Source organism: Flavobacterium johnsoniae (assembly GCF_030388325.1).
Classification (GTDB): Bacteria; Bacteroidota; Bacteroidia; order Flavobacteriales; family Flavobacteriaceae; genus Flavobacterium; species Flavobacterium johnsoniae_C.
This window is the reverse complement of the sequence record NZ_CP103794.1, coordinates 2,289,286-2,314,880: the sequence shown is the minus strand read 5'-3', so window position 1 is coordinate 2,314,880 and position 25,595 is coordinate 2,289,286. Positions and strand designations below refer to the sequence as shown.

Here is a 25,595-nt window from a genome sequence, read left to right as displayed (position 1 = left end):
AAGTATATTATAATCATAATTCACTTTTGTAATGCTGTAAGAGTGAATTACTAAGTTGATAACAAACTATATAATTACCAATAAGGGCATAGAGGTAATTCTCATTAACAATTATATTTCTTATTTTTTGATCTCCCATATTATAAACATAAAAGCTCGAAACATAAGAAGCATCATTCAAATCATAAACATCAACAGTACTTGCCTGGTTCCATAAATCTTTCGACTCATATAATCCATGAACTGGTGAGTAAATAAAAAGAAGATTTTTACATACTGTACTGGCTTTGTTAACGATAATCGGCGGTGCCGACATTTTCTTTTGATTCCTGCTTGTAATGTTGGAAATTTTAATTTGTGCTTGGCTTGTAGTATCTATAGTTTTTCCTATATATTTTAAATCAAGAGAATCATTAGCTACGACAAATTCATTTCGATATAAATACACATAAACGATACGTTTTATCTTCGGACTGTAATGCAGCATGCCGTCTGTATCAAAAATTCCATCAATTTGTTTTTTTAACAGTTTTGGATTTAATTTTACTTTTTGATTCTTTCCCAGAAAGATGGACCCAATTATATTTTCATTATTCTTTACCGCCTGCCCTCGAAAGGCAACATTCAGAGAATCGATTGATGTAATTAGTGAAAAAAATGCTTTTTGATTCATAAATAATGATGCTTTCCAATCTGAGATTTTTCCTCTAAACAAACAAGGGACATTTCCATCCGCAACAAAAAAGTAAGGTGCTGAAATATTAATTTTGACAGCTTTAAATTTAAAATCACTCTTATCCAATTCTATTTTTAATGATGTTTTCTTTTGCAAAACACTATCGAATGACACTAGATGTAACGGAGCAGTATTATTTCCTAAATATAAATTTCCATTTGCTACTCCAGCAAAATAATACGAATTATAAAGAAGATCAACTTCACTCCTTTTTACGGCCTGATGATGAGGAAAACGGCGTACAAAATTATTCCGATGATGTATTATATTTTCAGATGAAATAAATAAAATAGTCACTAGACCAACACTAAAAAAAATCGAAAGGACGAAAGAACTGGCAAGAACAGCGGGTTTTGAAATAAAAGATGTCTGAGACACCCTACCGGCCGATATCAGGATACCCGCTGCTGCCAGCATTATGAAAACCAAATTAAAAAAGAAATGTTCCTTCCATCCCATTTTTTCTAAGATACCTCCACATGAACAAGGAATAAAAGAACTATAATTTAATATAATATAGATGTACGATGTAAACATGACCATCAAATTAAAAGCCGCAAAAAGACTGATCAATTTCCATCTTTTGATAGTAATAAATAAAGCAATAAGTAATTCGAGTATTGGTACAATCCACGCAACTGATCCAGCAAAAGCACTTAATAAAGGGGATTGTCCCAATTGCACTCTAAAATTTTCAAAATCCAACAATTTGCTTATTGCTGCATATACGAACAGAACTACATGCAGTAGACAAATAATCTCGAGAACCATACTTTTAATTATTACATTATTTCTCATGATTTTCTATTCTTTTCATTAATGATTTAATCATGCCTGCTTATTTAGATTTTTACATTATTCTCAATCATTCACATAGCAAACAAATTGGAATCGTTTGTCAAAAATTTGATTATTTATTAAACTCAAGTAATTTCCAGATAATAGCATATTCCAAAATTACAATAGCTTGACTTACAAAGACATATCAAAATCAAGCCAAAATATATCAAAATCAAGCCAATTTCACCTTAAAAAATACTTTCATGCATTAATTATTCATATAGTATACTATTAATACATTGTCACTAAATTTGCCTCGTTTAAGCATTTAAGAATTCTGTTGATACAAATTTACTGCTGTTGATTTGAACGCTTGTTATCAAAATCGAGCCAAAAGTTTTCAAAAACGTGCCATTTTCACTTACAATGAAAAAATTTTCTTACTTATTTGTTCGTTGCACATAAAACACTGATATTAAAGAGCTTATTGTCACTTTATAAAATTGTTATTTTAATACACAAAATTATACTACGCTTTTTAGTTACTTGTTATCTAAAACAGGCCAAGATTTTTCTAAAACAGGCTTTTTTAGTTAAAGTTTTGAAATGATAACCAATCATTTAATAAAATGAATCTTTAATCATTTTTTTAACGATAAAAATCTAAATCAGAAAAAAATTAAAGCAAAATATTGGACACAGTCAGAGAAGTACGCATAATGACTTTTTCTCGTTCCTCCAAAAAGCCACCCTTCGGGACTTATAGCACTTCAACTGTCTGATTGTCCAATTACAGACTGCTTTCTTTTTTTCCTTTTTCTTTTTTAAGTATTTATTCATTCTAACTGTCTGTAGTCATGATAGGTAAATTTTACTTATCATGATTTCGAAGATTCTCATTAAATTAGTTGCTGGCTTTTAAAAAATCTCCAAAGATTACCACGTTCCTGCAATCAGCAAGATGAACGGTTGTTTAACAACCGCCTATCTTGCCACCTATTGCCTCGGAACTCGGTGGTGGGGACACTAAAAGAAAAAGAGTTTGATAACAATGAAAATGAAAGATGATGAAAAGAGAAAATTCAAACAGAACACGAATCGTGGGACTGCGATTGACTCCTTTGGAGTATGCCGAACTGGAAAAGAGATTTAGAGCAAGCACTTGTCGGAAATTAAGTGACCATATGAGAAGGCACTTATTTAACAAACCCATTGTAACCACATACAGAAACCAGTCTTTGGACGATCTGATGGAAGAGACAGCTCTACTTACTTCCGAATTACGGGCAATCGGCAATAATATAAATCAGATTGCCAGAAAGATTAACACGCTCAAAACTGTTCCCGATTTCAAAGGGCATCTTTATCTTTTCGAAATCCAGAGAAAAAGACTTTTTGACAAAATGGAAGAGGTCTCAGGCCACACCCAGAAAATAGCAGAAAAATGGTTGCAGTGATAAAAACAAGCTCGTCCATAAGAGGCATTCTAAATTACAACGAAAATAAAGTTGATATCGGAAAAGCGGAATGCATTAGCGCGGTTAATTATCCGCTGGAACTGGAAAAACTGAATTTCACTTCAAAATTAAACCGCTTTCTGAAACTGGCAGAACTCAATACCAATACGAAGCGGAATTCAGTGCATATCTCGCTCAACTTTGATCCTTCGGAGAATCATTCGAAAGAAAAACTGGCTGAAATTGCAGACACTTATATGGAAAAACTGGGCTTCGGCAGACAACCTTATCTGGTATACCAGCATTATGATGCGGGGCATCCCCATTGTCATATTGTAACAAACAACATTCAGAGAGACGGAAAAAGAATCGATCTTCATTTATTAGGGATCAGAAAATCAGAGCCTGCCCGAAAAGAAATTGAAGAAATGTTCGGGCTTGTAAAAGCCGAAGGAAGAAAACAGAAAGAACAATTTTCGTTAAATCCAATAGATGTCGGCAGAGTCCAATACGGAAAAGCAGAGTCCAAAAAGGCGATCAATTCAGTTTTAAACAAAGTTTTATTTGATTACAAATATTCAAGCCTGCCTGAACTCAACGCGGTTTTAAATCTCTATAATGTTCATGCTGACAGAGGAAGCGAGGAATCAAGAGTTTTTAAAAACAACGGACTGCTTTACAAGATACTTGACCAGAATTCAAAACCGATAGGCATGCCGATAAAAGCAAGCGAATTCGACAGCAGACCTACCTTAAAATTTCTGGAGGAAAAATTCAAGGTAAATGAAACAAAGAAGCACTACTGCAAAAAACATGTTAGAAATGCTTTGAGACAGGCTTTCTTTGATGAGAGAATGACTTCTGTAGAGAGATTATCCGAAAGGCTCAAAGATGAAGCAATTCATACTATATTAAGAAAAAGCAATGAGGGGAAGCTTTATGGCATTACTTTTATCGATTTTAAAACGCAATCTGTTATCAATGGAAGTGATATCGGAAAAGAGTTCGGTGCAAAAGGAATTCAAGAAAGCTGTGCAATGAATATTCTTACGCTAGAAAAAAAATGCCAGAACACCAATTTAGATAGTTCAGAAAAACTACAAAATTTAGATTCAAATGCTTATGCGAAAGAAAATCTGGCAGATATACTTCTTCGAGGTGAGAAAATAAATGATTATGTATCAAAAAAGTTTAAACAAAAAAAGAAAAGAAGAATTTATAGAGGTGTTTAAAAACAATTATCCTGGAGCTAAAAAATGTACAGCCCACTTTATATGAAATCTTTCTGTATTCATAGTTAATAAAACCACTATAAGTACTGTTTTTTTTCTATTTTTACCTTTCAGTTTTATTATAAAAAACGACACTTGCAATTTAAATAATTATGACCTCACATCAACAACATATAAAATTTATTTGGGATATAGCAGATTTATTACGTGGACCGTACAGACCTCCACAATATGAACGTGTTATGTTACCTATGACTGTTTTACGTCGTTTTGATTCTGTTTTAGAAAGCACAAAAGATAAAGTACTTAAAGAATATGAAAACTTAAAGCAAAAATATCATAATGATGTTTCGCCTTCCCTATTAAGTTCTAAACTTGAAAAAATTACTGGACAAAAATTTTATAATACCTCTCCTTTTACCTTTGAAAAATTAAAAGGTGCTCCTGATAGCATTGCTCAGGATTTGGTTAGCTACATTAATGGTTTTTCACCGAATGTCAGACAAATTTTTGAATTTTTTGATTTTGAGAAAGAAATATTTGCAATGAATGATGCTAATATTTTGTATTTAATTATTTCCGAATTTACGAAAGTTAATTTACATCCGAATGTTGTTAAAAACAGGGACATGGGACTTATATTCGAAAATTTAATTCGTCGCTTTAATGAATTAGCAAACGAAACAGCGGGAGATCACTTTACACCACGCGAAATTATCAAATTAATGGTAAACCTTTTGTTTATTGATGATGATAATTTTTTGCAAGGCAAATCGGTTATTCGTGAGATATTAGATCCTACCTGCGGCACAGGAGGCATGTTGTCTGAAGCTAAAAATCATGTAAAAGAGCTTAACCATGAAGCCATATTGGTAGCATATGGACAAGATTATAATAAACGTGCTTTTGCTACTGCAGCAGCCGATTTATTGATTAAAAATGAAAGTTCTTCCAAATTTGAAGACACTATTAAATACGGTGATACCTTAATTGATGATCAATTTTCAGAGAACAAATTTGACTATTTGATTGCTAATCCACCATTTGGTGTAGATTGGAAAAAGCAAAAATCGCAAATTGATCGCGACAAGACTGGACGTTTTATAGCAGGTTTACCTCGCGTTAATGATGGTGCTTTGCTGTTTTTGCAGCATATGATTAGTAAGTTTGAGCCTTATGAGCCTACTAACAAAAAGTTTGGCTCTCGACTAGCTGTTGTATTTAGCGGTTCACCCATGTTTTCTGGAGGAGCTGGATCAGGAGAAAGTGATATTCGTAAATGGATTATTGAAAATGATTGGCTAGAAGGCATCATTGCTTTGCCAGAACAAATGTTTTACAATACTGGAATCACAACTTATATTTGGGTATTAACTAACCGAAAAGCGACTAAACAAAAGGGTAAAATTCAATTATTTGATGCTAGAGAATTTTATATTCCTATGCGTAAGAGTCAGGGAAGCAAACGGCGTAAGATCGGCGAAGGGAACATTGATGACGGTATTGTCAATGTAATTGAACCCGATCAAATAAAAATGATTACAAAAGAGTATGGTCGATATCAGAATACTACAAACACTAAAAATTTTGATAATAAGGATTTCGGCTTTACAAGGGTGACCGTAGAGCGACCATTACGTTTAAAATACCAAATGTCTTTAGAAGGAAAATCTGCATTTTTAGATGCTTGTCCTCATTTACTAGATGATATACAAGCGATTGACATAAAGCTAGGTCGCGAACCTTTAATGAATTGGACTAAAGTATTAAAGGAAATAAAAAAAATAAACCAAAAAAAATGGTCCGCAAAGGAATTGAATCTTTTTCGTAGTGTTTTTACAATCAAAGATGCTGAAGCGGAAAAAGTACAAAAAGGCAAAGATGAATTCGAAGCTGATCCTGATTTACGTGATTTTGAAAACATTCCTTTGAAAATAAACATAAGAGAATATTTTAAAAACGAAGTATTGCCATTTGTACCTGATGCTTGGATGGATAGATCAAAAGATAAAGTGGGCTACGAAATCAATTTTAATCGTTATTTCTTCAAAACAGATAATAATCGTTCCTTGGATATTATCAACAAGGAATTAAATATTGTTGAAAATGAAATTCTAGAGCTATTAAATAATTAAGTATGAGTAATTATTTAGATTGGCAAAATAAGATTTCGCCTGATAGAAAAATAGTACCACTCTTTCATGTGGCCAATTACCGTATATCCCCTGTTGATAAAATAGTGAAGGATAATGAAGATAAAGTAAGACTTTGTAACTATATGGACGTTTATAAAAACACTTACATTACATCTGACCTAGACTTCATGAAAGGCTCCGCAACTGAAAATGAAATAGAAAAATTTCTAATTCAAAGAGGAGATGTGTTAATTACAAAAGATTCCGAAAGTTGGAACGATATTGGAATTCCTGCAATTGTATCGGGGGATTTTGAAAATATTACCGTTTGTGGTTATCATTTGGCTTTATTGAGACCCAAAACAGATTTAATTACTCCAAAATTTTTATATTATTCGTTTGAATCAAAAGAGCATAGACTCCAATTAGAAATTGAAGCAACTGGTGTTACTAGATTTGGAATACCCAAAGATGCTATTGGAAAATATAAGCTGCCACTGCCATCAATATCCAAACAAAACAAAATTGTAACGTTTTTAGACAAAGAAGTAATGAAAATAGACTTATTAATTGAAAACAAAACAAAACTTATAGCACTGTTTGAAGAAAAGAGAAAAACCATTATCAATCAATCGGTTACTAAAGGTTTAGACCTAAATACAGCAATGAAAGACTCAGGAATTGAGTGGTTGGGTGAAATTCCGAATTGTTGGAATCTTGAAAGACTAAAATTTTTAACAAAAAAAATAGGAAGTGGGGTAACGCCTTTAGGAGGAGCAAACATTTATACAGATACAGGCATTTTGTTCTTGAGAAGTCAAAACATATACAATGATGGATTAAGATTGAATGATGAAACGTTTATTCCTGAAGATATACATAAAGAAATGAGATCTTCTCAAGTACAAAAGGGAGATTTGCTGTTAAATATTACAGGTGGTTCAATTGGAAGATGTTATTATTTCAATTTAGACATAGAAGCTAACATTAATCAACATGTTTGCATCATAAGAGTTAACAAGAAGATTTTATATAGATACTTGCACTTTGTAATCATTTCATTGGTAGGACAGTATCAAATCGATTTACTCCAATACGGAGGTGGTCGAGAAGCAATTTCTTTTGAAAACATCAAGAATTTCTCAATCTCTTTTCCGCAATCTATAGAGAGTCAGAAAGAAATTGTAAAATTTCTTGATAAAGAATGTTTGAGGTTTGATAAAATTACAAATAAGATAAAGACAACAATCGACCTATTAAAAGAAAAACGAACTGCCATTATATCAGCTGCTATCAATGGTGAAATAGAAATTTAACTATAAAATATGAAAATAAACACCTTAGAATTAACCAATGTACGTGGTTTTACACATGCTAAATTAGAGTTTCAAACCGGTTTTAATTTGATTGTTGGAATTAATGGTGTGGGAAAGACGACTGTTTTAGAAAGTTTAAGAGTTGTTCTTTCTCATTTATTACCAGAATCAACAGTTTCCAAAAACAAAAAAGATCATTTTGATAGTTATGATATTCAAATTGAAAAAGAAAGTTTACAATTAAATGCTTCACTTAGTTTAGGTACAAGCGATTATTCGTTTGTCTTAACTAAACAAAAAGCGAGTACAAAAGTTGTAGAGACTGAAGATATAAGAAATCAAACTTTTGAAGTTAATAATGAACCTGTATTTAAACCGACAATTTCTAAAGAGCATAAAAATCAAACAAATCAACCTTTAGGGATTTTTTTTTCCTCACATCGTTCTTTAATGAATGAAGAAAAAGCATCTAAAAGTCAAACAGTTGGTGGACAAGCGATAGCTTTTGCAGATGCTTTACATAATAAGAGAGAATTTTCAATTCGATTGTTTGCAGATTGGTTTTTAGCACAAGAGGCATTAGCTATTGAAAAGCCTGATTTATTAATTAAAATAAATACTATTAAAGAGGCAATCTATACTTTTTTACCAGGTTTTTCTAATCTTTCAGTTATTAAAGATTTGAGAGGCGAAAAAAACACTTTTAGTATCATTAAAAATAAGAAAACATTAAGTTTACAACAACTATCAGATGGAGAAAGATCTCTATTAACAGTAGTTTTAGATATAGCTCGAAGATTAACAATAGCTAATGCAACATTAGAAAATCCATTGTATGGAGAAGCTGTAATTTTAATAGATGAATTGGATTTACACTTACATCCTAAATGGCAACGTACCGTAGTCAGCGATTTAAAACGAACATTTCCTAATTGCCAATTTATAGCAACTACGCATTCGCCACAAATTATATCCTCAGTTCTTCCCGAGAATATACAAATCATTAAAAATTTTGAAGTTGACCAAACCATTAAAAGCTTTGGATTGGATATTAATTGGATATTAAAATTTATAATGGAAGATAGTGATCGCTTAAAAGAATCAGATGAGGCTATTGCTGCCGTCCAAAAACTAATCAATGATATTGAATTCGATGAAGCACGAACTTTAATTGAAAAGTACAAAGCTCAGAATTTAGATCTATCTGAATGGGTAATGTTTGAAGCACAGATGGCTCACCTTGAATTATTTGAAGATGAAGAGAATAACTAAAGGAGATGAACCAGCAAGTTTTATTCAAACAAAACTTGAAAATGAAAAAGCAGGTATTCAAATGCGTTATGATACTGGTTTAGGTACTGCCGAAAGAAAACCAATAAAAAAAGCATTATTAAAAGAACAAGGTTTTATATGTGCTTATACATTAAAAAGAATTGGCTTAGACTCATGCCATATAGAACACCTAAAACCTGAAGAATTGTGCAGAAATCATATGGAAGAAGGTATTGAAACTGTTTCTGATTTAGATTATTCTAATATGGTTGCCTGTTTTCCTAAAGTAGCACCTAAGGGAATTCCTAAACACAAATATTTTGGAGCGATTAAAAAAGATGATAATTGGGTTAATAATGGTGACGATTATATCTTACCTCTTCAAACTAATTGTGAAGATCATTTTAAATACACAAAATCAGGTGACGTTGAAGGAGTTACAGATAGGGGTAATAATACTATTGAATTATTAGGATTAAGACATCCTATATTAATTGAAGATAGAAAAAATGCTATTGATAAGTTTATAGGGAAAGCAGCTCCTATTAAAAAAGCAAAAACCACTCAAGCAATTTCAGAAATTGATAAAATTTCAGGAGGTAAGTATGCTGAATTTTGTATTCCATTAAAACATGCTTTGCAAGAACATTTAGTTTATTTATTAAAACTAGAAAAAAAACTTAAATTCGCTAGAAAGAAATGAGTAATCCCCAAACTAAAGAAATAGCATTTGAAAATAGCATAGAAGAGATATTATTAGATTGTGGCTATGTAAATAAGCCAAATTCCTCATATGCAAAGGACAAAGCGTTATTTCCTGAAACTATTATTGCATTTATAAAGGAAACACAATCTAAAACATGGGAGAAGTTACAGTCTATTTTGGGTAATAATACTGGGAATCAAATTATTTATGACCTAATCAAATGGATTGAGCTTCATGGCGTACTATCAACTTTGCGTCATGGTTTTAAATGTTATGGCAAACAATTACAATTAGCGTATTTTAAACCTTCCCATTCTATGAATGAAGAGGTTTTATCGAATTACAACAAGAACATATTTGGTATTACACGTCAATTATATTACAGCAACCGTAATCCAAATTCAATTGACGTTGTTTTAAGTCTTAATGGTATTCCCTTGATTACATTAGAGCTCAAAAATCCATTATCAAATCAGAATATTAATAATGCTAAGAAGCAATATCAAAATGATCGTGATCCTCGTGAATTGCTATTTGAATTTAAGAAAAGAACCTTAGTACATTTTGCTGTCGATACCGAGGTAGTTGAAATGACAACTCGTTTAGCAAAAGAAGCAACTTATTTTCTTCCTTTTAATAAAGGAAATGAGGGAGGCGCTGGTAATCCTATTGATTTTGAAGGATTAAGTTATAAGACGGGATACCTTTGGAAAGAGGTATTACAAAAAGATCGTTTAATGGATATTTTAGGTAAATTTATCCATTTGCAAATTGAAGACAGAATAACTGAAGAAGGAAGAAAAGTCAAAAAAGAAACTATGATTTTTCCTCGTTATCATCAGTTACAAGCAGTTCGAGCCATGATCGAAAAATCGTTACATGATGATGTGGGAACCAATTATTTGATTGAACATTCGGCAGGTAGCGGTAAAAGTAATACAATTGCCTGGGTAGCTCATCGTTTGTCTTCGTTGCACAAAGCTGACAATACCAAGTTATTTGATTCAGTAGTTGTAATTACAGATCGTGTTGTGTTAGACAGACAATTACAAGATACTATTTATCAATTTGAGCATAAAAAGGGAGTCGTTTTAAAAATAAATAAAAATTCAAAACAATTAGCTGAAGCATTAGAAAACGGAGTACCTATAATTATAACTACATTACAAAAATTTCCGTTTGTTACAGAACAATTACGAAAATTAGAAGAGGCACGAGGTGATGAAACGAGAGGTTTATTAAAGACCAAAAATTACGCCATTTTGGTAGATGAAGCACATAGTTCTCAATCGGGTGAAACGGCAGCTGATTTAAAAGAAGTTTTAGGAGGTGAAAATTTAGCTAACGAAGCTAAGGAAAAAGCTACTGAAGAAAATGAAGATAGCTTGGTTGCTTTATATCGTAATATGGCGAAACGAGGTAAACAAAAAAATATTAGTTTTTTTGCATTTACAGCAACTCCAAAACATAAAACAATTAAATTATTTGCAACTAATGGAGAGCCACTTCATAAATACACTATGCGTCAAGCAATTGAAGAAGGTTTTATTTTGGACGTTTTAGAAAATTACACCTCTTATTCTACATTTTACAAGTTGGTAAAATCATCAGAGGATGATCCAAAAGTAGAACGAAAGAAAGCGGCTAAAGCATTAAGTCGCTTCATGCGTTTACATCCGCATAATATTGCTCAGAAAACAGAAATTATGGTAGAACATTTTTATCAATCGACAAGGCATAAAATTGGAGGTAAAGCAAAAGCTATGGTAGTAACTAGCTCTCGTTTAGAAGCAGTTCGATATAAACAAAGCTTTGATAAAATTATTAAAACTAAAGGCTATAATATTAAATCTCTAGTAGCTTTTTCGGGAGAAGTAAAAGACGACAAAATACCTGACACTGTTTATACTGAAGTAGAAATGAATAATGGTATAAAGGAAAAAGATTTACCTGAAAATTTTGCGACTTCAGAATACAGTATCTTATTAGTAGCAGAAAAGTATCAAACGGGATTTGATCAACCTTTGTTACATACTATGTACGTTGATAAACGATTATCAGGAATTCAAGCGGTTCAGACTTTGTCTAGATTAAATCGTATACACCCACTAAAAGAGGATACATTCGTATTAGATTTTGTCAATGCCCGAGAAGAAATACAAGCTGCTTTCAAAACTTATCATGATGGTGCTTTACTAGGTCGGGAAGCAGATCCTGCTAACTTATACAGAATCCAGCAAGAATTATTGATAGCAGATATTTTCACCCAGGAGGATATTGATAAATTTACAACAATCTACTTTAAACCTAAAGAAAAACAAAGCAACAAGGATCATGAAGAGATGAACCATGTATTAGATTTTCCAGTTGAAAAATTTCGATTCTTTTTAAAAGAGCAAGGTGAAGAAGCTGAATTATGGAGAGGAAAAATAATTGCATATAAGAATTTATATGCTTTTTTAAGTCAAATAATACCTTATCAAGATTCCGATCTAGAAAAGCTATTTGTCTATTTAAGGCATTTATCCAATAAATTACCTAAAAGAAATACTGGCCCAAACTACAGCTTTGATGATACCATCCGATTAGAATATTATCGTTTACAAAAAATAAGTGAGGGTTCAATAAGTCTAAATATCGACAAGTACTATAAATTAGATGGTCCTACTGATGTAGCTTCAGGTATGGTACGTGAAGAACATGTTCCTTTTTCAAGAATTGTTGATGTAGTCAATACACGCTTTGGAACTGATTTTACACAAGCTGACCAATATTTCTTTGACCAAATTGTTGAATCAGCTATACAAAACGAAGACATTATAATAGCGGCACAAGCTAATCCCCAAGATAAATTTACCTTGATGTTTAAAAGTATACTTCAACAATTATTCATTGAACGCATTGATCAAAATGAAGATATTTTTGCTCGATATATGGAGGAGAAGGATTTTAATAAAACCGTGACCGAATTGTTAGCTAAAGAGGCATTTAATAAGATAAATAAATTATATAATGAATAATTTATTACTTTGTTACGAACATAATATATAAGTAATTTATTTTGATTACCTGTAAGTTGGTCCTTTTAGACATTTTTAATTTTTAATTTTCATTCTTAATTACCTTTTTTGAATTAATTTTTAGTATCAAGAAGTAATTAAGAAGCGAATAAACAATGTACTGTAAATTAAAGACAAATCACACTAATATACACGTGGAGGAAATAAAAAATGATTCAATAAACAGAATTAGTAATACTAAAGAATCTCTAAAATTTATTTATCAACTAGAAGGGCTAACCTTTACGATTGATAAATATCAACGAGGTTACCGCTGGGGAATTAGAGAAATCCATTCATTATTAAATGACATAATTACTTTTAATTCTAGTAAAGAAAGCTTCTATTGCCTACAACCGCTTGTTTTAAAAAAAAAGGAGGAAACTATTTATGAATTAATTGATGGTCAACAACGCTCAACGACAATCTATCTTATTTTAAAATATTTGCTCAATAGTGACTTCTTTAATTTAAAGTACGAGACAAGAGGTGACAAAGATGGTGTAAATAGGTTTCTAGGACAATTAAATAATTACAACATTCCCGATTTTATTGAAATTAGCGAGGAGCAGCTTGATCGTCAAATATCAGATTACTGGAAAAAAAGTTTTATTAATACATATGTAGTAAGTGACAGTGTTGATAATTTCTACTTTTTTAAGGCATACTGTATAATAAAGCGATGGTTTTGTATTGCTGAGGAAAGAAAAGAAGTTATACATAGAAACCTCCTTTACAGGACCAAAGTAATATGGTATACAGAAAAAAGTACGACGGATAATGCTACCAACACATTTATAAATTTTAATGATGGAAAGATTAACCTTGATCAGGCAGAATTAATCAAGGGACTTTATGTACTTGAATTAAATAGCATATCAGATGCTACTCGTAAAGCATACGAAGAAAATCAATTTGCAGATGAATGGAATGCAATTGAACATCATTTAAAACTACCTTCTTTTTGGAGTTTTATAAATAGTGAAAAGGATAACAGGGAAATAGCAAATAAAATTACTCTCTTATTACAACTTGAAAAAGGTAAAGGCAAAAAAGCAGAAGATCTTTTTTACACCTATCGTGAATATGAAAAAGCTTTTAATTCTGATAAAAAGCCTGAATGGAGAAATCTTTCTTCTCTTTATAGCCAATTGGAAGAATGGTTTAACAATAGAGAAACCTATCATTTATTAGGCGCATTAGTTCATCTCACCAACAAATCTGTTCATGATATTATTGAAAAGTATAAAGAGAAATCAAACAAAGAAGAATTAAATAATTATTTAAGACAAATTCTGGTAGAGGAGTTTTTTCACGACGAAAAAAGTTTCAAAAGCAAATACAATCCTGACGAAATAAAGTATGGTAAATATAGCGTATTTCAAATTTTACTAATATATAATATAGCTGTTGCACAACTAACAGACAAATACTATAAATTTCCATTCGATTTATTTAAGAAAGTCAAGCTATGGAATATTGAACATATCTATGCTAAGAATTCAAAAGGCTTTGAAAATCTTGACGATTTAAATGATTGGTATAATGAACTTCAAGAGATAACACAAGATTTAGAATTAAATGCAGAATATCTAAAATTATGGGCGGAAATTGATCTATCAGATTTAGCTAAAACAAATACTGTCGTGAAAAATATCGAGAGTCAATTACTTGAAATATTTGACAAAGACAGTATTTCAAATCTATGCCTTTTGGATAATTTGACAAATATTAGAGTTGGTAACAAGGTCTTTAGAAAAAAACGCGAAATGGTACTTGGAATCAATAACTTAATTGACGATGAAGCCTATATTCCTTTAGCTACAAAAATGGTATTCCAAAAAGCAATGACTCCTTCAGATAAAATTACAATGAACTACTGGAATACTATGGATAGAGAAGCATATGTGGAAGATATAAAAAATAAAATAAAACAATTTTTAGGTGTACCGCTATGATGAAGAATTATTCTTTTTTTGAACTAATTAATCAGTATATTATAGAAATTCCTATAATACAAAGAGACTATGCCCAAGGTAGAGAGCAAGAAAATGTTACTTACATTCGAGAAAAATTTGTCTCCAATTTAGTTAGCAGTATAATAAAAGGAGAGCCTATACATTTAGGTTTTATTTATGGAAAAGTTGAAGGTAAAGATGAGCTTGAGAAAATGCAATTGCATTCAGAAGCTGTCGAAAAACTTTTAAGTACTGTAAAACAATATGCAAATCAATTTAACATTAATGTAGATTCAACAATTAGCACCAAAGCAATTACTTTAAAAAATACTTTACGTTTTATTCCGTTAGACGGACAGCAAAGATTAACCACTTTATTTCTACTATATTGGTACATCAATATGCGAAAAGGAAATGGTCATGGTAATTGGTTAACCAATTTTAAATACAACAATAGAAAATCAGCATTGGCTTTTTTTGATGAGTTATCTAGTAACGATAATATTCTTAAAATCCGAAGTGATATTGATAGTAAAAATAAAATAAATATAAAAGATCAAATAAGTAAGTATATCTGGTATTTATCTAAATGGGATTACGACGCAACAGTTAACGGTGCGATCGTAATGCTAGAGCAAATACACAAAGAATTTTCTAAATCACCAGAACTAAACTTTAAAGAAATAGAATTAAAAACACTTTCATTTACGTTTGATTTTTTTGATTTGCATGAACTGAATCAGTCAGATGAGTTATATATAAAAATGAATGAAAGAGGAAAACAATTGACCGATTTTGAGCATTTCAAAGCTTGGTTGCAAAATTTTACTGAGAAAAAATATGATTCTGAAGAACAAAAGATTTTTTTAAGAGATTTTTGGGTAAAGATTGATACTATTTGGTTAGATTTTTTTTGGAAAAATTTAGATGTTGACTACACAGGGCTTGATGATTTATATTTCAATTTTTTGAAAACAATGGCATTAAACTATCATTTAGGCAGTGGCAAAGAAAGAGAAATACCTGATTTTTTAAAAAGTCTTGTCCAAGATATACGAAATACTGATTCTTATGATAGAGAAAAAGTGCAATATATTCCTATTAGTAAATTTTTAAGTAACGTAAAACGAGAAGATCACAATGACTTTTTATTTGAATTATTTTCTTACGAAGCTTTAGAATTTATTACTGATGCTTTTAATGCTTTGTTTAAGCTAAGTGAGAATATGGAATTGACAGTTGCAATAACTGAAGTAACAACAAAACCTTTTGCTTCGAATTCTATCCTAAATGCTTACATAAAGAAGAGTTCCTTTACATTGAACTTATGGGATCACGCAATGTATTATGCTATTATAAAATATTTTCAAAAAGTTCAATCATGTAAAATTAATCATTTAAAAAATTGGTTGCGAATTTTAAGAAATATAATTTATAATACTTACATCCAAAATCCCGAAAACCTATATATTGCCTTGAATACCATTGACAATTTGTTTAATGAACATTTTTTAGACTCAGTTTTACTAAGTGATATAATAAATGCTGACAACTTTGAATTAAGGTTTTTCAATCAAAACCAACTTAATGAGGAAAAGATTAAAGGTCATTTACTTAAAAATGAACAATGGCATTCTTGTATTGACAAGCTGGAAAAACACCCATATTTTTACGGACAAATTAATTTTATTTTTAATTTGTGTCAATCTGACGGAGGTGATAACTATAACTATGAGCAATTTGAAAGTTATTCTAAAGTATTGTATTTATTATTTGAAAAAGATACCGAAGAATTTTTATTACAAAGAGCTTTGTTATCTCTAGGAGATTATTTGATAAAAGTTAATTCAAATTGGACGTTCTGTAAAACTGATACAGATTCTTTGCGTAGCAGAAATGAAAACTGGAGAAGAGTTTTTATACAAGATGATAAATTAAAAATATTAGAACTTCTAATCTTAGAAATTATTAAGAGAGAAAATATACTTTTAGATTTCAATTCTATTTTAATAGATATTATAAATTCTCACCAATACAATATTGATCAATGGGAATATTACTTTGTTGAATCTGCCTACCCGTTGCAGCAATCTAAATTGATGGAGATTAGATGGAACAATAATGATGATATACGATTGCTACCTGCAAAAACAATAATCGGTTATCATTTAGAACTTAGAACTATTTTTTTATTAAAATTTATTTATAAGAAATTACTAAGTATTGAGCCATTTGAAAAAATCGAGTTCCTTTGGGACAAAGGTAGCACTGGGCATCCAGGTATCTCAATAACTGGATATGAATTTAGCGATAAAATATATAGACTAGATATTAGGTATTCTCTTAATAAAAACATTTATGACTTTTGTTTTTATAATGAAGCAGACATAATTAGAAATAGATTAGCAAATCAACTGATAGTAAATAATCTAACTGATTATAATTATGATGATAACTTTAAACATTATTTTAAACAAATCCATTTCAGCAACATTGTGCAAGAAATTCAAACATTGTGCACTAATCTGAAAACAATATCATAATCAAAAAATAGAAAAGGATCGAGCATTTAAAAAAACAGTATAAATACCTGCTGCAAAACGGCAATTAATCACTAGAATTGTAAATAATTGATTAAGATTATGGTTTTCCGTAAAAATATTAATAAATAAATTTCAATATTTGTTCTTTTACTGGTAATTAAATTAGACTTAATTTCTCTAAATTAAAATGCACGTTAAATAAGCCTTTGCAATTATAAACCTTGAGAAAAGATATGGAAAATAGAAAGTTAGAAATATATACTTTTATAGCTCACCCAAATAGGAAACCAACTGAAAATGTAATTTTAGAAGATGTATTTGGTAATGATTTATATGTTAGGCTTAAAAATGGATTTCCTAATTTTGTTGATACTTTTCCTCCTTTGCAAATAGATGATAAAACCGCAAAAATTGAAAAAGTAAAAAATGGCAACGAAGTAAAAAGTATTTTCAAATTTAATGATTCTTTAAGATATATTGCCGGTAAAATCATGATTGGAGATGATGACGGTAAAGAGCAAGATGTAGTAGAAAGCAATAAAGAAAAAACAGTTCTCTATACCAAAAAGAAAGGTCAATCAGTAGAAAGACCTTATTATTTTATGATAATTGTACCACTAGGTTTGAAATATGGGTTTATTGTTTTAGAAAGAGAAGGTAAGCATTCTGCTAAAGGTGTTTTTGATAAACTTTTTAGAAAATTCATACATGAAAATTTATCTGGATTAAATTGTAAAATAAGCAATTTTGTTGAATCTGAAATTATTAAGGAATACTTAGAATTTGGTCAATATAATAGCATTACTTTAAGCCAAAAAATTATTTCCAGTGACAAGGCTGAACAATATCTAGGAACCTATATTGATGGTTCAAAATATAAAGTCGAACTTCGAATTATTCCATTAGAGAACTCAGTGATTCCTTTTAATACAAAAAAGAGAATACTAAAAAACTTAGAAAATAATGAAGGATTTTTCGAAGGAACCGAGTTTAGAAATATTGGATTTGATGATGATGCAAATGTTAAGGTCGTGGCAACAAAAGATGGAAATACCAGAACTATTGACCTAGAAGACACTTTTAAGGTTAGACCCTATTACGTTATCAATGTAGCTAATAATAATAAAGGGTTTTCTGAATTTAAAAATATAAATAAGGAAGCTAAGAAATTAATTAGAAGTTTTGATTTAAATATTTTATAATGTATTCAAAATTAAATATAAAAAATATTATAATCGGTCACAAGAACTCTCTAGTTAATGGAAAGAATAAGTCTGATTATAAAAAAGAATTTATTTATATTCCACTATTAGCTTCTACTGTTTTAGTTTTAATTAGAATTCCAGATAATGATGTAAAAAATATTTTTGGTATTTGTTTGTCAATTCTAATTGGACTTTATTTAAATATCTTAGTGCTTCTTATTTCAAGTATTTCATCAGAAAATCTAAAAATATCTTTTAGGCAAAAGAAGACAAGATTGGCGCTACTTAAAGAAACTTTATACAATGTTTCTTTTTCAGTTTATGTTTCTGTTAAAGCCTTAATAGCATTGTTTCTTTCCACCATTCTTATTGTAAACATATATTCATTAAACGATTTACTATGTGTCCTTATCAACAAGGATTTTAATTTTGTAATTCAGTTATTTCTAGGTTTTTTCCTTTATAAATATACAATCGATATTTTCCTTATTTTATTTATGATTCTTAAAAGAATTAATATTATCTATAGTAAGGAAATTGATTTAGAGGATCTTAGGTTAAACAACCTAATTAATAAGGAAGATCACAAAGATGAAGACTAAAATAATTACTTCTTTAGTTTAAAAAAAGGAACATTTAATATAGATAAATATGAAGAAAGTTTTAATAGTCAATGTCAATTCAGAGTTGACGGAAGAATTAAGAAAAGGAAACCATACCCTTGAATTTGAACCAATTGAATTGAATAAACATCTAGCTGAGGGATGGGCAATATACAAAACGGATATTGTGCAACCATCAAATTCATTGTATTCTTTTAGTATAGTTTATGTTTTGCAGAAATAAAAAAGGAATAAAATAGCAACTCTTAATAACAAAATCGCCTTGCTTTGCAGAAAAGATATTCTGAATTATATTTTTTTTCTTGTTTAAGAAGAATTTTAAAAATACAATTTTTCAAGAATCACATATAATTAGGCATTTAGATATTTTTTTCCTACATTTACAGAGGTTAATAAACCCAAGATTTTTAAGAGTGTCCTATTAGTGCCCTTCTTTTTTTGACATAACATGACACCCAGTGTTTGCTGGTGCTTACGATACAGGTGGCGGAGCCTCTTTCTCCGCAAGAATTTAAAACCTCAATATTTTTATTGAGTTTTTTTTTACTTAAAAACCATCCTAAAGAGACTAAATATTTAATCATTTTTAACTGAGAACTCAATTCAAAAAACTTTAGAATAAAAAAGTGAAATTTTAATTCTAAAATCTTACTTCAAAAAAAAAACTAAAACCCACTTCACTCAAAAATCATAATCCAAGATATATTTTAACAGCAAACTTAAAAAAAATCATTATTTTTAAGGTAACCTTCATTCTTGTATTATGAACGACAAATCACAACTTTTAAGTTCCATCTTCAGGCATCTTGACGGATTGGTTGTTGCTCCAGTAGCAATAGCTCTAAAAAATAAATTAGTCTTAGAATTTACTTTAAAAAAAGAAAAAACAAAATTAGCAGAACTTACAACTACTTTTAAAGCAAATGAAGGCTATTTAAATGTCGGATTGAGAGTTCTAGCTTCTCAGGGATTTTTGGATTATGAAGTAGATAATAAGGCACAAGAAATTACAATTTCAGTAAACGAAAAAACAGAAACAGCTTTTTCAATGTTTTATCTGTACGAAGATGTTGTCGAACTGCTTCAAATGTCAGTTCAGTTTCATCCGCGTTTGTTTGAGGATGTGCCTTTTGAAAAACTCAATCTTATTTTTGAAAAATATAAAAATGGATATGGGATTGAAAGTTCAAATGATCTGCTGAAAAACAATATTCAAAATCAGATTTTAAAACATATTGAAGGTTATTTAATCGGACCTACAATTGTACGTCTGGCAATGAATGGAATGTTTCACAAGTATTTTATGGAAACTTCTTTCAGACCTGAAGAATTCCATAAATCCCCAGAAAATTTCAAAAAAATATTAGACTTTTTTGTGCATCTTGACTGGTTTTTGGAAAAAAATGGCAATTATCAGTTTACAGAAGCGGGTTTGTTTTTTGCCAAAAGAGCAAGTGCATATGGTGTTACCGTTTCTTATCTTCCTACTTTTGCTAAAATCGAAGAATTAATTTTTGGAAATCCTGATATTTTTAAAACTGCAGAAGGAGAAAACGAAATTCATGTTTATCGCGAAATGAACGTTTGGGGAAGCGGCGGCGCTCACGACACTTATTTTAAAGTTGTCGATGAAATTCTTATCAAACTTTTTAACTTACCCATTGAAGAACAACCAAAAGGAATTCTAGATATGGGCTGCGGAAATGGCGCCTTTTTACATCACATTTTTGAAGTTATTGACAGACAAACTTTACGAGGAAAAATGCTCGACGAATATCCTTTATTTTTGGTTGGCGCAGATTATAATCAAACCGCTTTAAAAGTAACAAGAGCCAATCTTATAAAAGCAGACATTTGGGCAAAAGTAATTTGGGGAGACATTGGAAGGCCTGATGTTCTTGCACGTGATTTGAAAGAAAATTATAATATTGACCTAAAAGATTTACTAAATGTTAGAACTTTTTTAGATCACAATAGAATTTGGCAAGATCCGAAACATATTGACGAAAAAAGAATCAGTAAATCGACTGGTGCATTTGCTTACAAAGGAAAAAGAATTAGCAATAATCTTGTCGAAGATAATCTTTTGGAGCATTTACAGAAATGGTCGCCATACGTATATAAATTTGGTTTGCTTTTAATTGAATTGCATACCATTAATCCGAATCTTACAGCTACTAATTTAGGAAAAACGCCCGCAACAGCTTACGACGCTACTCATGGATTTTCTGATCAATACATTATTGAAATAGATGTTTTTAATTCTATTGCCGCACAAGCTGAATTATTTCCTGATAAATCTATTTTTAAACGCTTTCCAGATTCAGATATCGCTTCAGTAAGTATTAATTTGCTGAAAGGAAAATAAGTAGATAATATTTTTAGATTTTCAAAACTAAAAATATCATAGTTGACAAAAGCAACTATTTTTATATATTTGCATCAAGCAATATTTTAAAATTATGAAAACTATAACTTCAAAAATTAGAAGTTTCAACCGATTTTATACTTCTCACTTAGATATATTAAGTCAGCATTATCTTGATAGTGATTATTCTTTAACCGAAGTTCGGATCCTTTACGAAATTAGCGAAAGCGAAAACATTACAGCGCAAAAAATCACCGAAATTTTGAATCTGGATAAAGGTTACGTTAGCCGAATTTTAAAACATTTTTTAAAGGAAAATATTATTGTAAAAGTTGCCTCGCAAGAAGATAAACGGGCAATTAATATTGAACTTAGTAATTCTGGAAAAGAATTATTGAATTCGTTAAATTTAAAAGTTGAGAAACAAATTGAAAATCAAATTGAAAAACTGAATTTCTTTGAAAAAGAGAATTTGTTAAATTCTATGTTGACCGTAAAAGATCTTTTATCTCAAAGCAAACCTGTTCGAAGCGATATTAGTTATCGTCATGAAATTAAACCTGGAGATATTGGTTACATTATTTATTTACACGGATTTATTTACGGAAACGAATCAAATTTCTCAAGTGATTTTGAAAAATATGTTATTAAAACTTTTTACAATTTCTTAGAAAATTATTCTCCAGAAAATGACAGAATTTGGATAGCAGAATATAACAACAAAATTGTTGGTTGCATCGCTATTCAACACCAAGCTGAAACAGAAGCACAATTGAGATGGTTTCTTTTAGATCCTTCATTTAGAGGGTTAGGAATCGGTAAAAAACTTTTGACAGATGCTGTAGATTTCTGCAAAGACAAAAAATTCAAAAATGTATTTCTCCTAACGACTAGTTTACAAGATAAAGCGCTTCAAATGTATAAAATGGCTGGATTTGAACTTACTGAATCTACAGAAGTTAAAGAATGGGGGAAAACTTTTAATGAAGAGAGATATGATTTGAAATTAGGATAAACAAAAAACTGCGTAAAACATTTACGCAGTTTTTTTATATTTCAGAATTACATCATCGTATTAATACGAATACTTGCTTTTATCAATGCCAATGCAGATATTTTTGAGATATGAATATCTTTAGGCTGGTGATGAGAATTCTGACTTACCAATTTCACATAGTCTTGCCCCTGTTCAGATTTTTAAACATATTTCACAGTAATATATTCTTCCCAATCATTCAACTTAACACTTAAAAGATACATCTCACCAAAAAAGATGTTTTCAAATTCCGTTTCTTTATAAAGAATTATATCTTCAGATTTCAATAATTGATACATACTATCACCTGTTACAGAAATTGCCCCATCACATTTTGGAAGATTTGGAATTTTTATGGTATCCAAAATTCTTTGTGGTTCATCGCTGCTAAATAACTCCCTTAGCCCCGAAACTGCTTCCAAATCATACAATGGTATTTCCTGACTTATATGCAGCGGATCAACTGTTTTTCTCATCATCTCAAAAATTTAGTTCAAATTAAAATCAAAATCCCAACCGGACTATCTACAATATAAAAAGCGGTTCATTTTCAATAAAAAACAAGAGATTACTTTTGATCATCAACAAAGAAGTCTCAAAATTAAAGAATAGAAAAATGAACGAAATAAGACACGATTGGAGTAAAGAAGAAATTCAGGCTATTTACGATCGGCCTTTACTAGACTTAGTTTATAGTGCTGCCACAGTTCACCGCAAATGGCATAAACCATCAGAAATACAAGTTTGTACACTTCTTTCTGTAAAAACAGGCGGTTGTCCTGAAGATTGTTCTTATTGCGGACAAGCTGCTCGCTATCATACCGATATAAAAGTACAGTCTCTTTTGCCAACAGAAACCGTAATTGAACACGCTCAAAAAGCAAAAGAAAACGGTTCGTCACGTTTTTGTATGGCAGCCGCTTGGCGCGAAGTAAGAAATAATAAAGATTTCGATCGCGTTATTGAAATGGTAAAAGGAGTCAACAATCTTGGCTTAGAAGTCTGCTGCACTTTAGGAATGCTTACTGAAGAACAAGCCATTCGCCTTCAAGAAGCGGGACTTTATGCTTACAATCATAATTTGGATACCTCAGAAAGTTATTACGATGAGATAATTAGTACGCGCAAATTTGATCAGCGTCTTGATACTATACATAATGTTAGAAAAGCAGGAATTACGGTCTGTTCTGGCGGAATTATCGGTCTTGGCGAAACCGCTGCCGATAGAGTTTCAATGCTAACGACTTTAGCTACAATGCCTGTTCATCCTGAATCTGTGCCTGTTAATGCATTAGCCAGAGTAAAAGGAACTCCATTAGAAAACAATCCGAAAGTGCCTCTTTGGGATATGGTGCGAATGATTGCTACAGCACGTATAATTATGCCAGCTTCTATAGTTCGACTAAGTGCTGGACGCATCGAAATGACCGAAGAAGAACAAGCGTGGTGTTTTATGGCTGGTGCCAATTCAATTTTTACTGGAGAACGCGAAACCTTATTGGTAACTCCAAATCCTGGAATATCTGAAGATATGCAGATGTTTCAAAATTTAGGACTAAAACCTTTAAAGAAAGAAAACACACAAGTCTATATTTAGAATATTTCACAAACTCAATAATTAAAAAAAAGAGTAAACTTCCACTTTTTGGAGGTTTACTCTTTTTTTATCTATTTATAATACAAACCATTCTTTCACATCCTCTTCAATCGTTTCCGTTATTAAAAGATTATCAAACTCATTGGTTACAGGATTATATTGGTAAGCTTTTTTCCAATCTTCAATATTAATAACAATGTCATTGACAGCATTGCAAATAAACAAAAGCTCTTCGTTGGTCATTATCGGATGAAGTGAAACTCTCACCCAGCCTGGTTTTTTGGTTAAGTTCTTTTGAAGAATTCCATTGGTGATTTCTGCCGATTTTTCTTCGTCAATTTGCAACAAAACATGTGCATACGTACTTGCGCAAGACCAACCGCCACGAACCTGAATTCCGAAACGGTCATTTAATAATCGAACAAGCAAATTGTAATGAATATTTTCTATAGTGAAAGAAACACAACCGATTCTTTCGGTTTCTAAATCGCCTAAAAGATGCAAACCTTGTATTTTTTTCAATTCTGAAAAACAAAGATTTAGCAATTCTTTTTCGCGATTTTTCATATTTTCAACACCCATTTTATCTTTCAATTCCAAACACAAAGCAGTTCGCATAACTTGCAAAAAACCTGGCGTTCCACCATCTTCTTTTACTTCTATCGCATCACTATAAAGAAATCCTCCCCAAGGATTTGTACATTTTACATTTCCTCCACCCGGATTATCTGGAAAATCAGATTTATACAGTTTTTCATTGAAAATTAAAATTCCGCAAGTTCCGGGTCCTCCCAAAAATTTATGAGGCGAAAAGAAAATGGCATCCAATTTTTCTTCTTCATTTTCTGGATGCATATTGATCTGAACATAAGGCGCAGAAGCAGCAAAATCTACAAAACAATAACCTCCGTTTTGGTGCATAATTTTAGCCAATTCATAATAAGGCGTAATAATTCCAGTAACATTGGAACAAGCCGTAAACGAACCGATTTTTAATTTCCTGCTTTCATATTTTTTAAGTTCTTCAGAAAGTATTTTTGGATCAACCAAGTTGTTTTCGCCACAAGGCAAAACCACCACATCGGCAATAGTTTCATACCACGGAACTTGATTAGAATGATGCTCCATATGCGTGATAAAAACCACAGGTCTTTCATCATCAAAATTGAGTTTTACGTTATAAATATTATCTTCAGAACGCAATCCCATAATGCGTTGCAGTTTGTTTAGAGCTGCCGTCATTCCGGTTCCCGTTGCAACTAAACAATCTGTATCAGATGCATTGACGTGTTTTTTAATTAACTGTCTTGCATATTGATACGCGTAAGTTGATGCTTTTCCGGTCTGGCTCGAAAATGAATGCGTATTAGCAATCATCGGACCTATTTTTCGCAACATTATATCTTCAATCGGAAAATAAAGTCTTCCGCTGGCAATCCAATCGGCGTATAATAGATTTTGAGTTCCATAAATCGATTCAAAACTATGATTTGTGCCAATTGTATTTTCTCTAAATTCTGAGAAATACTGTTCTAATTTGCTTGTTTTCAAAGTAGCTTCCATTTCATTTAA

Annotated in this window: 18 protein-coding genes; 15 read left to right on the top strand and 3 right to left on the bottom strand. The window is 30.8% G+C overall.

Annotation, left to right across the window (positions count from 1 at the left end; all coding sequences use genetic code 11):
• Positions 1-13 precede the first annotated feature (13 nt).
• Positions 14-1,534 (bottom strand): MauE/DoxX family redox-associated membrane protein, encoded by a 1,521-nt coding sequence (locus NYQ10_RS10075; RefSeq protein ID WP_289880495.1) that lies wholly within the window; start codon positions 1,532-1,534, stop codon positions 14-16.
• A 1,049-nt stretch (positions 1,535-2,583) separates the two neighbouring features.
• On the opposite strand from NYQ10_RS10075, the gene NYQ10_RS10070 reads away from it, so the two are divergent.
• The 14 genes from NYQ10_RS10070 (at position 2,584) to NYQ10_RS10005 (ending at position 22,405) form a co-directional block, all read left to right on the top strand.
• Entirely contained in the window at positions 2,584-2,973 is a 390-nt protein-coding gene (locus NYQ10_RS10070; protein WP_289880493.1) for a plasmid mobilization protein, read from the top strand.
• A complete protein-coding gene (locus NYQ10_RS10065; protein ID WP_289880491.1) occupies positions 2,961-4,205 on the top strand; it encodes a relaxase/mobilization nuclease domain-containing protein in 1,245 nt (414 codons plus the stop codon). The genes NYQ10_RS10070 and NYQ10_RS10065 overlap by 13 nt, the downstream gene beginning before the upstream one ends.
• Before the next feature lie 152 nt (positions 4,206-4,357).
• Complete coding sequence (locus NYQ10_RS10060; RefSeq protein WP_289880489.1) at positions 4,358-6,340, top strand: type I restriction-modification system subunit M; 1,983 nt, start codon at positions 4,358-4,360, stop codon at positions 6,338-6,340.
• A 2-nt stretch (positions 6,341-6,342) separates the two neighbouring features.
• Entirely contained in the window at positions 6,343-7,656 is a 1,314-nt protein-coding gene (locus NYQ10_RS10055; protein WP_289880486.1) for a restriction endonuclease subunit S, read from the top strand.
• A gap of 9 nt (positions 7,657-7,665) precedes the next feature.
• Positions 7,666-8,928 carry an AAA family ATPase gene (locus NYQ10_RS10050; RefSeq protein ID WP_289880484.1) on the top strand — a complete coding sequence of 421 codons (1,263 nt, stop codon included), beginning with the start codon at positions 7,666-7,668 and terminating at the stop codon, positions 8,926-8,928.
• The gene (locus NYQ10_RS10045; RefSeq protein ID WP_289880481.1) at positions 8,912-9,631 is read left to right on the top strand and encodes a hypothetical protein; all 720 of its coding nucleotides are present in this window, start codon (positions 8,912-8,914) and stop codon (positions 9,629-9,631) included. Before NYQ10_RS10050 ends, NYQ10_RS10045 begins: the two co-directional genes overlap by 17 nt.
• Entirely contained in the window at positions 9,628-12,654 is a 3,027-nt protein-coding gene (locus tag NYQ10_RS10040) for a type I restriction endonuclease subunit R (RefSeq protein WP_289880479.1), read from the top strand. Before NYQ10_RS10045 ends, NYQ10_RS10040 begins: the two co-directional genes overlap by 4 nt.
• A 194-nt stretch (positions 12,655-12,848) precedes the next feature.
• Entirely contained in the window at positions 12,849-14,651 is a 1,803-nt protein-coding gene (locus NYQ10_RS10035; protein ID WP_289880477.1) for a DUF262 domain-containing protein, read from the top strand.
• Positions 14,648-17,194: a DUF262 domain-containing protein gene (locus NYQ10_RS10030; RefSeq protein ID WP_289880476.1), complete on the top strand. Its 2,547-nt coding sequence runs from the start codon at positions 14,648-14,650 to the stop codon at positions 17,192-17,194. The genes NYQ10_RS10035 and NYQ10_RS10030 overlap by 4 nt, the downstream gene beginning before the upstream one ends.
• Positions 17,195-17,427: 233 nt before the next feature.
• Positions 17,428-18,396 carry a hypothetical protein gene (locus NYQ10_RS10025; protein ID WP_289880474.1) on the top strand — a complete coding sequence of 323 codons (969 nt, stop codon included), beginning with the start codon at positions 17,428-17,430 and terminating at the stop codon, positions 18,394-18,396.
• A complete protein-coding gene (locus NYQ10_RS10020; RefSeq protein WP_289880472.1) occupies positions 18,396-19,001 on the top strand; it encodes a hypothetical protein in 606 nt (201 codons plus the stop codon). The genes NYQ10_RS10025 and NYQ10_RS10020 overlap by 1 nt, the downstream gene beginning before the upstream one ends.
• Before the next feature lie 49 nt (positions 19,002-19,050).
• Complete coding sequence (locus NYQ10_RS10015) at positions 19,051-19,245, top strand: hypothetical protein (RefSeq protein ID WP_289880470.1); 195 nt, start codon at positions 19,051-19,053, stop codon at positions 19,243-19,245.
• Between the two features lie 540 nt (positions 19,246-19,785).
• Positions 19,786-21,390 (top strand): class I SAM-dependent methyltransferase, encoded by a 1,605-nt coding sequence (locus NYQ10_RS10010; protein WP_289880468.1) that lies wholly within the window; start codon positions 19,786-19,788, stop codon positions 21,388-21,390.
• A 94-nt stretch (positions 21,391-21,484) separates the two neighbouring features.
• On the top strand, positions 21,485-22,405 hold the full coding sequence (locus tag NYQ10_RS10005) for a bifunctional helix-turn-helix transcriptional regulator/GNAT family N-acetyltransferase (protein ID WP_289880467.1): 921 nt from the start codon (positions 21,485-21,487) through the stop codon (positions 22,403-22,405).
• A gap of 182 nt (positions 22,406-22,587) precedes the next feature.
• Here the strand turns inward: NYQ10_RS10005 and NYQ10_RS10000 are convergent, their stop codons facing one another.
• A complete protein-coding gene (locus tag NYQ10_RS10000; protein ID WP_289880466.1) occupies positions 22,588-22,902 on the bottom strand; it encodes a S24 family peptidase in 315 nt (104 codons plus the stop codon).
• A gap of 140 nt (positions 22,903-23,042) precedes the next feature.
• On the opposite strand from NYQ10_RS10000, the gene bioB reads away from it, so the two are divergent.
• Positions 23,043-24,023, top strand: a complete 981-nt coding sequence (gene bioB / locus NYQ10_RS09995; RefSeq protein WP_289880463.1) for a biotin synthase BioB — start codon at positions 23,043-23,045, stop codon at positions 24,021-24,023.
• 75 nt (positions 24,024-24,098) lie between these two features.
• Here the strand turns inward: bioB and NYQ10_RS09990 are convergent, their stop codons facing one another.
• On the bottom strand, positions 24,099-25,586 hold the full coding sequence (locus NYQ10_RS09990; protein ID WP_289880462.1) for an aminotransferase class V-fold PLP-dependent enzyme: 1,488 nt from the start codon (positions 25,584-25,586) through the stop codon (positions 24,099-24,101).
• Positions 25,587-25,595: the final 9 nt, after the last annotated feature.